This is a genomic window from Methylobacterium sp. TK26, assembly GCF_055361565.1.
Window position 1 is genome coordinate 278,309 of record NZ_CM143965.1, and the last position, 12,719, is coordinate 291,027.

Below are 12,719 nucleotides of genomic sequence, written 5' to 3' on the forward strand. Positions count from 1 at the left end.
AGTTAGCCGTCATAAATTAGAATTAAGAGACGACAGCCTGCTCTATTGACATCTCTGGAAGCCGTCAGCCTCGAAGATTAGGAAAACAATTCAAAGACGCCAGCCCATCCGTGAAACTTCCAGCCGGTTGACGAACGAAATTTAGTTGTATTCGGTCTTCAATCTATACACGTAAAAGACCGAGTCCTTCAACTTAAACCAACGCTGATGCGTCATACGGTCGAAGCCATTTATTCGGTTCGATTTAGCGATTGAGCGGACAAGTCGATTGGCCAACGCCACGCTATCGATATCGTATGCGATCAGTTCCGGCGGACGCCCGACGTCGCCTTTTCGTTCCTTGATGAAGATCGAGTGCGGCATGCTTGTCACCGGCAAACAACACGATGTCGGTCAACTTACAACCTATGAGCGAGTTCACGGTGTGAGAGGGCCAGAGTTAATAAGGCGTGACCGGAAACCGTGTGGTTGCGGCACACCGGAAATTTAATACGAGTTTCATATGTAGCATACTGGATTTTGCATTCGCAGTACGGCATCTCGGGCAAGATATCATGCTATCTTCCCATAAATTGGCGCGGACCTATAACTCACTATTTACTACGCGAAGGGACCGGAGACGCGGCTTCTGCAACCCAGAATTGAATCTGGATGTTGGGCGGGGAAACAGGAGGCTTTCATGTCCACATCTCCCCTTTCCCTGCTCGGTTCGTCTTCGCGTTCCCTCGAATGGCTCGGCGGGCCGGGCGCATTCTTGTCTTCGACGGCTCTCTCGACCGCACAACTTGGCAGTCTCGGCCCGATTGCATCCCTCACCGAAGGCGCAACGGATGCCGAGTCTGGTCATTCCGATCCGTCGCTGCTTCCGGATGTCCTCTCGGCCCCGGCCAACCAGATCGTCCTCGACACGCATGCGCAGCTTGAGACCGTCGGCCATGAGGTCGCGCCTGCGAACGGCCCGCTTCACGGTCTGACCGCCCTCGGCGAGACGATCGGGCTCGGCCATCTGGGTGAGGGCGGCAACCTCCTGACGGATCTCGGCGGCGTCGCCGCGAACCCGACCGATACCGGCAACCTCGCTCCGATCCTCACCGATGCGGGAAGCGTCGCCACGAGTGCCAACGGGCTGGTCGATGCCGTCGCAGCAGCGCCCGTGGCCGGTAACGGTCTCGTCGGCAGCGGCAGCGTTCTCGCTCCCGTGGAGACGATCCTCAATCAGGCGGTGCTCCAGACCCATGCCACCCTGGAGGAGGCCGGGCATCAGAACCCCGTGCTCAACGCGCCGCTCCATGCGGTGACGGGCCTCGGCGAGACGGTCGGGCTCGGCCATCTCGGTGAGGCGGGCACGCTGCTGACCGATCTGTCCACGCTGCCCGGCTCCGTCCTGAGCGGCGGCGGGCTGGCTTCGGTGAGCCCGGTGCTGACGGATCTCGCCCATGCCTTCGGTGCCGCCGACACGCTGGTGGGCTCCTTGACCGGAACGCTCGGCAATGGCGGCCTTCTGACAGGCGATGGTCCCCTGGCGCCGGTCGCCACCCTCGCAAATTCCGGCATCCTCAATCTCCACACGACCCTCGAGACCGTGGGGCATGAGGTGGCGCCGCTGAACGATGCCATCCATGGTCTGACCGGCCTCGGCGAGACCATCGGGCTCGGCCATCTCGGGCAGAGCGGCACCCTTCTCACCGACGTCGCGGACCTGCCGGGCGGGCTCGTCCAGGGGCAGGGCGTCTCCGCGCTGTCGCCGATCCTGACCGATACCGGTGCGGTGACGGGCGCGGCGGGCACTCTTCTCGGCGGCGTCACCGGCCTCGCGAGCGGTCTCGGCGGCGAAGGAGCGCCGCTCGGCGGTCTGCTCGGGGGCTTGGCGGGCGACGCGGCCGGAAGCCATCCGCTGGTCGATCTCACGGCCGGCCCTGCGACGGCGACACCCGCCGCCGACGTCGCCGTCCTGTCGCCGGGCACGGACGCCTCCCACACCGTTCAGGCGAGCGCGCTGACCGCACCGGCCGGCGAGCCGAGCGCTGTCAGTGCCAACCTTCTGACGGGGGACCACATCGCTTTCCCCGCGACCGGCGCAACGGCCGATTCCCTCGTCGGGCAGCTCCACGCCATCGTGCCGGTGGCGACGGCCGCTCCGGCCGAGGCCGGAATCTCGCACGACCTGATGGGCGATCTCGGCCTCGCCTCCCTCGACCTCGGCGGCCATGCCCAAGCGGCACACGCCGATCCGATGGCCCATAGCGCGACGACCGGCCTCCACCTGCTCGGCCTCTGAGCGTCGGCGCCCCCGCCACACACCGTGGCGGGGGCCGCCCGAATGCACGTCCCCGGCACCATCGAGAAGCTGGAGTTGCGTCCATGAGCGACGAGCGTGAGGTGCGTGCCGCGACACGGCGGGAATTCTGGGCGGCGGCCTGGGCCGGCCGCGCCTCCCTCGTCACGGTCATGGTCGCCAGCGGCCTCGTCAACGTGCTGATGCTGACGGCGCCGATCTTCATGCTGCAGGTCTACGACCGCGTGTTGCCGAGCCGGAGCGTCGCGACGCTGGTGGGCCTCGCCGGCATCGCGCTGATGCTGTTCCTCATTCAGAGCATCTTGGAGATCTTCCGCGCCCGGATTCTCGCCCGCTTCGGCCGCCTCGTGGAGGAGCGGCTCGGCGGGCGCATCTTCCGCACCCTGCTGGCGCGCGGCGCCGAGATGCCCCGCACCGACGAGGGCCCGCAGGCCCTGCGCGATCTCGACACCGTGCGCGGCTTCCTCGCGAGCCTCGCCTTCACGGCGTTCTTCGATCTGCCCTGGGTGCCGCTCTACATCGCCGTCTGCTTCCTGTTCCACCCGTGGCTCGGCACGGCCATAACCGCCGGTGCGGTGCTCCTGTGCCTGCTGACCCTCGTGACCGACTGGGCCACCGCCGCCTCGACCCGTGAGGGCGTGCGCGTGGCTGGCGAGCGCCGCGCCTTCATCGACATGGCGCACCGGACGGCGCCCCTCCTGTCGGCCCTCGGCATGCGCGCGCGGATGACGGCGCTCTGGCAGGACCGGGCGAACCGGAACCTCGACACGGCGATCACCGGCAACGACCTCGCCATCGGCTTCGGCGCCGCCGCGCGCCTGACGCGCACCGTGCTGCAATCGGGCATCCTCGGCCTCGGCGCCTATCTGGTGGTGCGGGAAGAGGCGACGGCGGGGGTGATGCTGGCCGCGACCGTCCTCTCGGCCCGCGCCCTGGCGCCGGTCGATCTTGCCATCGCCAACTGGAAATCCTTCTCGGCGGCCCGCCAGGCCTGGACACGGCTCGTCGTCTTCCTGCCCCGGCGGGACCCGGCCGCCCTCACGCCCCTCCCGGCGCCGCGGGAGAGCGTGCGGATCACCGCCCTGACCATCGCCGCCCCCGGCACGGACACGCTGGTTCTTCACGATGTCAACGTCGCCCTCGCCCCCGGGAGCGCGCTGGGCGTGATCGGACCCAGCGGGTCCGGCAAGTCGACCCTCGCCCGCGCCCTGGTCGGGCTCGCACGTCCGAGCCGGGGTGTGATCCGCTTCGACGGCGCCGCCATCGACCAATGGGACCCCGACGCAATCGGCCGCGCGGTGGGCTACCTTCCGCAGGATATCGAGATGTTCGACGGCACGATCGCCCAGAACATCACGCGGTTCGACGCGGAGCCCGACCCGGAAGCCCTTCTCCGCGCGTCGCGGGCGGCGGGCGTCCACGATGTCGTGCTGCGGCTGCCGGGCGGCTACGATGCGCGCGTCGGGCCGGGGGGCCTCGGCCTGTCCGGCGGCCAGCGGCAGCGGATCGCTCTGGCGCGGGCGCTCTACGGCGACCCGTTCCTCGTCGTCCTCGACGAGCCGAATTCCAACCTCGATGTCGAGGGCGACCGGGCCCTGTCGGCCGCCGTGCAGGCGGTGCGGGCCCGGGGCGGCATCGCCGTCGTCGTCGCGCATCGGCCGAGCGCCCTGACGGCGGTGGACCGGATCCTGGTCCTCGCCGAGGGGAGGGTGCAGCTGCACGGGCCGCGCGACGACGTGCTCGCCAAGCTGAACGCGCTGACGCGGCAGGTTCCCACGAGGGTCGCATGACGAAGCCCGACACGCCCACGGGCGCCGCCGATCCCACGGCAGGCACGCGTCGCTCGCTCAGGCGCCACATCGCGGGGGTCGGCGTTATCATCGCGGTGGCGCTCGGTGCTGGGGCCTGGACCGGGGCGACGGAACTCTCCGGTGCGATCATCGCCTCCGGCTCCCTCGTCGTCGAGAGCAACATCAAGAAGGTCCAGCATCCGACCGGCGGCGTGGTCGCGGACCTGCTGGTGCAGGAAGGGGCGCGGGTGCAGGCCGGCGACCTCCTGATCCGGCTGGACGCCACGACGACGCGGGCCACCTTCGACAGCGTGAGCAAGAGCCTGTGGGAGATCGCCGCCCGCAACGCCCGCCTGGAGGCGGAGCGCGACGGCCGCGACGCGATCACCGTCCCGGCCGACCTGACGGGGGCTGGTGCCGAGGTCGCGCGGATCATAGACGGGGAACGCAAGCTGTTCCGGTTCCGGCGCGATGCGCGCGACGGCCAGAAGGCGCAGTTGCAGCAGCGGATCGGGCAGTTGCGCGAGGAGATCAAGGGGCTCGAAGAGCAATCGGCCGCCAAGGAGCAGGAGACGGCGATCATCGGGCGCGAATACGAGGGCGTCGAAGGTCTCTGGAAGCGCAATCTCGTCCAGCTCAACCGGCTTACCAGCCTGGAGCGCGACATGTCCCGCCTGAAGGGCGAGCGCGGCGTCCTCGTCGCGACCATCGCCCAGACCAAGGGCAAGATCTCCGAGACCGAATTGCAGATCATCCAGTTGGAGCAGAACCTCCGCAGCGAGGTCGCGAAGGAATTGGCGGAGAACCGGGCCAAGGCTGCGACCCTCACCGAGCAGAGGATCACCGCCTTCGACCAGTTGCAGCGCATCGAGATCCGCGCGCCGCAGACGGGCTACGTGCACGAGTTGTCCGTGCATACCCGCGGCGGGGTCATCACGCCCGGCGAGCCGATCATGCTCATCGTGCCCACGGCCGATTCCCTGGTGGTGGAGGTCCGCGTGGCGCCCCAGGACATCGACCGGTTGCAAACCGGTCAGGCCGCCGGCCTGCGCTTTCCGAGCTTCGACCAGCGCACCACGCCGGAACTGAACGGGCGCGTGAGCCGCGTCGCCGCCGACGTGAGCGAGGACAAGCGGACGGGGAGCTTCTACTACCTCGTTCGCCTCGGGGTGACGAAGGACGAACTCAGCCGATTGGACGGGGCGAAGCTGATCCCCGGCATGCCGGTGGAAGCCTTCATCCGCACCGCCGACCGGACGGTCCTATCGTACCTGACGAAGCCCCTGGTCGATCAGGCCCGGCGCGCCTTCCGCGAGAAATGAAGGGCCCAGCCCGCGAGCCGATGGTCAGGCGATCACCGGTATCCAGCGGCGATAAACTTCAGCGAGAGACGACGATATGGGCCTTGCTCATGATCGTCTCGATAGTCGTCTGATCTTCCTGAACCTCGAAATTGCTGATCAGCCTGCCTTCTTTGCTTCGCGTCGCCACTGTGTGCAGGATGCTGCCGCCGTTGAACCGATGGTCTATTCGGACGATCTGGTCTGTGTTGACGAGAACCTTGTGGTTCGTGCTGTCCGTCAGCTCAATCCAAGCCATTTGCGCCTACGTATAAGATTGAGCGCACCGCACCGCGCGTGCCCTCACTGCACGCCGCCTTCATCCTCGTTCAAGCCGGCGGCCTTGGCTGCCTGGAGAACATCGGGGCCGCTTTTGACAAGCTGGAGGCCTCGCGAGCTTCCCGTGACCGTGGCTTCCAGGATGCGTCGCGCGTCCGAGAGCGCTCTGGCGATCACCAGACACTGCACCTGCGCCATTCCCTTCGGCGCGCTGGCGTCGGGGCGATCCCAGGTGAAGCGGAAACCCGTGTATGCAAGATCAGTCATCCCGCACAATGCCACGCTCACCCGCCGCCACCAAGCCGGAACGCGCCTCTTGTCCCCTCGCCAGGATGGGGACGATCACGCTACGCGGAGTTCTTCGCGCGGTGCGGTCAGTGCATGATACGCGGAGATCGGCAGCGGCTTGCCGCGCAGGTAGCCCTGAAATTCCGCACAGTGATGCTGCCTCAGGAACGCGAGCTGGTTCTCGGTTTCGATTCCCTCCGCGATCACCGGAACGTTCAAGCTGTTCCCGAGGCTGATGATGGCCCTGACGATCGCGGCCCCCTTTTCGGTGATGCCGATCTGCCCGACGAACGAGCGGTCGATCTTGATCTTATCGAACGGAAACGCCTGCAGCGTGGCCAGCGAGGAATAGCCTGTCCCGAAATCGTCGATCGAGATCCGCACTCCGAGGGTCCTCAGGTCGCGTAGGATCTCCTCCGACCGCGCCGTCCGTTCGAGGAACAGGCTTTCCGTCACCTCGAATTCGAGGCGGCTGGGCAGGAGCCCGGTTTCGTCCAGCACGTCGCGAACGAGGTCGCACAGATTGGCCTGCCGGAACTGGGCAATCGAAAGGTTGACCGCGATGCTGAGGGGCTGCGCCCAGGTGGCGGCGCAGCGGCAGGCCTCGCGGAGCACCCACTCGCCAAGCGGCAGGATGAGCCCCGTCTCCTCCGCGAGCGGGATGAATTGCACGGGCGAAATCGGCCCGAGGATCGGATGCGTCCAGCGCAGGAGCGCCTCGAAACCGGTGGCTTGGTTCGTCGCGACGTCGAATTGCGGCTGGTAATGCAGCTGGAACTGGTCGGTCCCGAGGGCCGCCCTGAGGTCGAGGGCCAGTTGCTGCCGCGCGCGCGCGGCCACATCCATCGCCGGCTCGTAGAAGCGATAGCCTCCCTTGCCCTCGTTCTTGGCGTGCACCAGCGCCATGTCGGACGCCTTGAGCAGGCGCTCGTAGGTGTCGCCGTCGCCGGGATAGGAGGCGATGCCGATGCTGCACCCGATGTCGATCTGCCGTTCGCCCTCCGCGTAGGGGATACAGAGCGCGTCGATGACCGCCTGCGCGGCCATGGCAGACGTCTTGAGCGCGTCGAGGTCGGTCGCCAGCACGGCGAATTCATCGCCGCCGAGGCGGGCGGCGATGCAGTTCTGGCCGAGGAGATCGCTCAGGCGTGCGGCGACGTCGGTGAGCACATGGTCCCCGGCGGCATGGCCGAACATGTCGTTGACCTGCTTGAAGCCGTCGAGGTCGAGGCAGAGAAGCGCGAACTCGCCTCCCGACGTGGCGCAGGCGGCCAGCTTCCGCGCGACCAGCTCCTCGAACTGGATGCGATTGGGCAGTCTCGTCAGCACGTCATGGGTCGCCAGGAAGCGCATGCGTTCCTCGCTCCGGCGCTGCTCCGTGACGTCCTCGTGGGTGCACACCCAGCCCCCGCCGGGGACGGGGACGCGCAGGACGCTGATGTCCCGATGGGTGTTCGTGTGGACGATGGTGGGCGTAAGGGATTGGGCGTCCCCATCGGGCGAGGTCGCCACACTGTCCCAGTTGCCCATCGTCGTCCCACGGAGGGTCACGAGATAGCCGCGCACGTCCTCCGCTCTCACGCCCGGCTGCCGCAGGTGATCGGGGATGTCGTAGAGCTCGACGAAGCGGGCGTTCATGACGACGAGCCGCTGATCGGCGTCGAAGAGGCAGAGGCCCTGGATCATGTTGTCCAGCGCGACGCCGAAACGCTCATAATGCGTCCGCAACTCGTGCTCGCCGCGCACGCGTTCCTCGGCGCCCGCCATGCGCCGTTCGGCCCGGGCCTGACGCAGGAAGAGCAGAAGAAGGCTGCCGATACACGTCACCAGAAGGATACCCGCCATCCCGACGGCGAATGCCTGCCGGCGGAAGGGGGCGAGGCTCACATCGGTCGTGCGGCTGATGCTGAGGATGATGGGATAGCGGGCGAGGGCCTTCGTCGCGATGAGCCGTTCGAGGCCGTCGATCGGGCTGACGTTGCGCAGGACGCCGCCGTCCGGATTCCTGGCCGCGATCAGTGCGGCACCCGTGGTCGGGAAGACCCTGCCGATGACGTCCGCTCGGCGAGGATGGCGCACGAGCAGCATGCCGTCGTTGCGAAACATCGAGACGACGGCGTCTTCGCTGGGCGAGATTTGCTGGTAGAGGCGTTCGAAGTAGCCGAGTTCGACCGCGCCGAGGACGAGCCCGAGAAACGTCCCATCGGGGGCCGTGATCTTGCGGGCGATGTAGATCGTCCAGGCGCCGTCACCACGGTTGCGCACGGGCTGCCCGACGAAGCGCAGCATACTGGAATCCGTAGCGAGCGCTTTGAAATAGTCCCGGTCCGAGATGTCGACATCCGGGATCGGCCAGTATCGGGTGAAGTTGAGAAGCTTGCCCTTGTGGTCGATGAGGGTGATGGCGTTCACCTGCGGCAGCGCCGCGATGCGGGCCCTGAGCCCGTTGTGCAGGGTTTCCCGCCGGGCCATCGCGGCATAGGTCGCGGGTGTCGCGACATTCGCATCCGTGAAATCTTGGATGATCGCGTCCTGCACCATCTCCATGGCCTGGAGGGAACGGTCGGCCTGATCGGCGAGTACGGTCGAGAGCCCGACCAGATTGTGCTCGACCTCGCTCACCGCTTGGCGATGGATATCGGCGAGGAAGAGGGTCGCGCCCAAGGTGATCAGGATCGTCAGAACGACGAATGCCGCTACGACCACCGCGACCGGGCGGTGATGAGAAGCAATGATCGACCTTATCTGCGGCACCGAAACCCCGCTCGCGATTTCCATGCAAGCAATTAAACAGTGTCAAGTTACCTGGACGTTGAAACAGTGAGACGAGAGCAAATTTGCCGCGCTTTCGGCGACGCCAATATTGAACAAACAGTTAAAATCGAGGACGACCGGCCCCGGATGAGCCGGTCGTCCCCGGTATCAGGCCGCGCGCACGGTCGTCAGAAAACGCCCGACTTCGGCGGCCAGATGCTCGGATTGGCGTGACAGCTCGGAGGCCGAGCCCAGCACCTGGCTTGCCGCCGCCCCGGTTTCCTCGGCCGCTCCGGCGACGCTGGAGATGGTGCTCGTGACCTCCCCGGTGCCCTGCGCGGCCTGCGAGACGTTGCGGACGATCTCCTGCGTGGCGGCACCCTGCTCCTCGACGGCGGCGGCGATCGAGGTCGCCACGCCGCTGATCTCCCGGATCCGCCCGGTGATGCCCGTCATCGACGTCACGGCTTGGCTCGTGGAGGTTTGAATCCGCAGGATTTGCCCGGAGATCTCGTTCGTCGCCTTGGCGGTCTGCTCGGCGAGCGCCTTCACTTCGGACGCGACCACCGCGAAGCCCTTGCCCGCGACACCGGCCCGCGCCGCCTCGATGGTGGCGTTGAGGGCGAGGAGGTTGGTCTGTCCGGCGATGGTGGAGATCAGCCCGACGACATCGCCGATGCGGGAGACCGCTTCGCTCAGTTCCTGCACGCGGAGGCCGGTCTGATCGGCCTCGTTCACCGCGAGATGCGCGAGGCTCGCGGACCCCTGCACCTGCCGGCCGATCTCCTGGACCGACGAGCCGAGTTCCTCGGCGGCGGCGGCGACGGTGTTGACGTTGGAGGCGGCCTCCTCCGCGGCCGCCGCGACGGTGGTGGATTGCGCGGCGGTCTCCTGGGCGGTGGCGGTCATCTGCTGGGCGGTGGCCTGGAGTTCCGTCGCCGAGGACGACACCATGCCGACGATGCCCCCGACGGCGCGCTCGAAGCCGTCGGCAAGCTCGATCATGGTGCGCTTCCGCTCGGCGGCGGCGGCTTCGTCGGCGCGGCGCTTGACCTCGGCCTCCTCGGCCGCCTTGCGGGCGACCATGGCCTTGATGCCCTCCACCGCCTTGCCGACGGCGCCGATCTCGTCGCCACGGGCGGCTTCGCGGATCTCGGCGTCGATCTCGCCGCGCGCCATCCGCTGCAGCACGTTGACGAGGCTGCCGAGCGGGCGGGCGATTTGCGCGACGATCGTGTAGACGCCGTAGGCGATGCTGAGGGCGGTGAGGCCGAGCGCGGCCAGGAGCGCGAGGCGCGACCAGCCGGCGGTCGCCTCGGAGCGGCGGAACTCCGCTTCGGCTTCCCGGACCTGCAACGCGCTCAGCTTGCTCAGCGTGGCGTTGGTGGCCTGCATGCTCGTGAGCAGTTCCGCGTGCGGGGTGTCGAAATCCGAGCCGGCACCGGCGGCGATGCGCGTTAGGATCTCGGCGACGATCGCGTCGTTCCGATCGATCCGCGCCCGCAGGTCGTTGGCGAGGATCGCCTCTTCCGGTGTCAGGTTGGTGGCTTGATAATCCGCCCACTCTTTGTGGAGCTTCGACAGATCGCGCTCGATCCTGTCCTTGGCCTGCGCCAGATCGATCTTCTTGCTGCGCATCAGGCGCGAGGCATCGATCATGTCGTCATAGGCATCGCGGATGACGCTGAATTGCCGAAGACACACGACGCGATCGTCGAAGACCGTCTTGAGACTCTGATGGCTCCAATGAAGGGCGAAATTGCCGAGCGCCGCCGTCGCGAGCAGCACCAGCCCCAGGCTGCCGAGCAGCGCGATGAGCCGGAGTTTGATGGTCATTTGCATGCGGTGAAACCCTAAGGCTCTGAAATCCGGGAGTGAGCCCAGGCGAGCAGACCCGATCTAGTCCCGCACACTTATCTCGGACCAATTAAGATTTGTTTCTACGAATACTGCAACTATGCGCAACTAGAAGCAATCTCTGACATGTGATCTGGCGAGTGTACAGTCACAAATACAACTAGAAAGCGATGATTGGATGAGAATCGCTATCAGGGAATCTCCATCGCGAGCACGTCCGTTACCGTAGGTTGTAATCTCGGCGTAAGATCCACCCATGGGACATTCCCTGCCGCGCGCGGCGGAATGTCCCACACAGCCGAATTCCGAACCGATGGCGGATTACGCCGCGCGCACGGTCGCCAGGAAGCGGGCGACTTCGGCCGTCAGGTGCTCGGATTGCCGCGAGAGTTCCGAGGCCGCGCCGAGCACCTGCGTGGCGGCGGCCCCCGTCTCCTCGGCGGCCTGCGCGACGCCGGTGATGTTGCCCGTGACCTCCCCCGTCCCGGCGGCCGCCTGAGATACGTTCCGGACGATCTCCTGCGTCGCCGCGCCCTGCTGCTCCACCGCCGCCGCAATCGAGGTCGCCGTGGCGCTGATGTCGCGGATCCGCTGGGTGATGCCGCCGATGGCCGCCACCGCTTGGCCCGTCGAGCCCTGGATCCGGCCGATCTGCCCGGCGATCTCCTGCGTCGCCCGCGCCGTCTGGCTGGCCAGCTCCTTCACCTCGGCGGCCACCACGGCGAAGCCTTTGCCGGCCTCGCCGGCCCGCGCCGCCTCGATCGTGGCGTTGAGCGCCAGCAGGTTCGTCTGGCCGGCGATGGAGGAGATCAGCCCGACCACGTCGCCGATCCGCTCCACCGCGCCGCTGAGGTCCTGCACCAGCGCCCCCGTCTGGTCGGCCGCGATCACCGCCTCCCGCGCGATGCTGGCGGACCCGTCCACCTGCCGCCCGATCTCCTGGACGGAGGAGCCCAACTCCTCGGCCGCCGCCGCGACCGTGGCGACGTTGCTGCCGGCTTCCTCGGCGGCCGCCGCGACGGCGGTGGACTGGGCGGCGGTCTCGGCGGCGGTGCCGCTCATGGCGCCGGCCGTGGCCTGCAACTCGGTGGCCGAGGAGGAGACCATGCCGATGATCCCGCCCACCGCCGCCTCGAAGCCGTCGGCCATCTGCCGCATGCCGGCCTTGCGCTGCTCCTCGGCCGCGAGCCGGGCCTGCGCGGTGTCGGCTTCGAGCTGCCGGGTGCGGATCAGGTTGTCCTTGAACACCTGGACCGCGCCGATCATGCGGTTGATCTCTTCGGCGTGGGCGGCCTTCGGGATCGCCTGATCGAGATGGCCCGAGGCGAGCCCTTCCATGGATTCGGTGAGGGCGCGGATGGGCCGCGTCACGCCGCGACCGATCAGCGTCGCCAGGATCGCGATGAGGCCGAACGCGACCGCCGCGCCCGCCAGGAGCCTCACCAGCGTCGGCTGCAACTGCGCGGCCGTATCGTCGGCGTAGATGCCCGAACCGATGATCCAGCCCCAGGGCGCGAAGCCCTGGACATAGGAGATCTTCGCCACCGGCTGTTCCACGCCGGGCTTCAGCCAGAGATAGGGGACGGAGCCGCCGCCGGAGGTCTTCACGACATCCACCATGTCGGCGAAGAAGTGCTTCCCGCTCGGGTCGGTGACGGCCGAAAGATCGGTCCCGATCAGCTCCGCTTTCGGATGGAACACCATCCGGGGGGCCATGTCCTGAATCCAGAAATACTCGCTGCCGGCGTAGCGCAGGCCGCGCACCGCGGCCACGGCGGCCTTCTGCGCCGCGTCTCGGCTCAAGCGGCCCGCGCGCTCCTCACCCTCGAAATACGTCAGCACACCCTGGGCGGTCTGGACGAGATCGCGCGTCTTCAACGCCCTTGCATCGGTGATGGCGCGGGAGAAATCCCAGGTGGCCAGCGCGATCAACGCGGCCATGCCGACGAGGGCGGTCACTGTGATCGCCTGGATGCGAGTACCGATGCGGGTGGTCATAACGGGTCCGAGGATGGGGATGATTGGGCTCTACCCAGGGTGAGCCGCCGTACTCCGGCGGCCAAACAACGATCTTCCGGACCGAGCGTCGCGTGCTTTGCAGGATTTGTTCGATAA

8 protein-coding genes are annotated in these 12,719 nt (G+C 67.2%); 3 read left to right on the forward strand and 5 right to left on the reverse strand.

Going from position 1 to position 12,719, the window contains the following annotated elements; all coding sequences use genetic code 11:
• The first annotated feature begins 754 nt into the window (after positions 1-754).
• The 3 genes from ACXJ1Y_RS01340 to ACXJ1Y_RS01350 all read left to right on the forward strand — a co-directional run bounded on the left by ACXJ1Y_RS01340 (position 755) and on the right by ACXJ1Y_RS01350 (position 5,408).
• A complete protein-coding gene (locus ACXJ1Y_RS01340; protein ID WP_463848402.1) occupies positions 755-2,278 on the forward strand; it encodes a hypothetical protein in 1,524 nt (507 codons plus the stop codon).
• A gap of 83 nt (positions 2,279-2,361) precedes the next feature.
• A complete protein-coding gene (locus ACXJ1Y_RS01345) occupies positions 2,362-4,086 on the forward strand; it encodes a type I secretion system permease/ATPase (RefSeq protein WP_463848403.1) in 1,725 nt (574 codons plus the stop codon).
• Positions 4,083-5,408 carry an HlyD family type I secretion periplasmic adaptor subunit gene (locus ACXJ1Y_RS01350; protein WP_463848404.1) on the forward strand — a complete coding sequence of 442 codons (1,326 nt, stop codon included), beginning with the start codon at positions 4,083-4,085 and terminating at the stop codon, positions 5,406-5,408. The genes ACXJ1Y_RS01345 and ACXJ1Y_RS01350 overlap by 4 nt, the downstream gene beginning before the upstream one ends.
• Before the next feature lie 58 nt (positions 5,409-5,466).
• On the opposite strand, the gene ACXJ1Y_RS01355 is transcribed toward ACXJ1Y_RS01350, so the two are convergent.
• The 5 genes from ACXJ1Y_RS01355 to ACXJ1Y_RS01375 form a co-directional block, all read right to left on the reverse strand.
• Positions 5,467-5,685: a hypothetical protein gene (locus ACXJ1Y_RS01355; protein ID WP_463848405.1), complete on the reverse strand. Its 219-nt coding sequence runs from the start codon at positions 5,683-5,685 to the stop codon at positions 5,467-5,469.
• A 44-nt stretch (positions 5,686-5,729) separates the two neighbouring features.
• Positions 5,730-5,972, reverse strand: a complete 243-nt coding sequence (locus ACXJ1Y_RS01360; RefSeq protein WP_463848406.1) for a hypothetical protein — start codon at positions 5,970-5,972, stop codon at positions 5,730-5,732.
• Between the two features lie 75 nt (positions 5,973-6,047).
• On the reverse strand, positions 6,048-8,771 hold the full coding sequence (locus ACXJ1Y_RS01365) for a bifunctional diguanylate cyclase/phosphodiesterase (protein ID WP_463848407.1): 2,724 nt from the start codon (positions 8,769-8,771) through the stop codon (positions 6,048-6,050).
• 144 nt (positions 8,772-8,915) lie between these two features.
• Positions 8,916-10,583: a methyl-accepting chemotaxis protein gene (locus ACXJ1Y_RS01370; protein WP_463848408.1), complete on the reverse strand. Its 1,668-nt coding sequence runs from the start codon at positions 10,581-10,583 to the stop codon at positions 8,916-8,918.
• A 342-nt stretch (positions 10,584-10,925) separates the two neighbouring features.
• On the reverse strand, positions 10,926-12,602 hold the full coding sequence (locus tag ACXJ1Y_RS01375; RefSeq protein WP_463848409.1) for a methyl-accepting chemotaxis protein: 1,677 nt from the start codon (positions 12,600-12,602) through the stop codon (positions 10,926-10,928).
• Between the last annotated feature and the right edge of the window lie 117 nt (positions 12,603-12,719).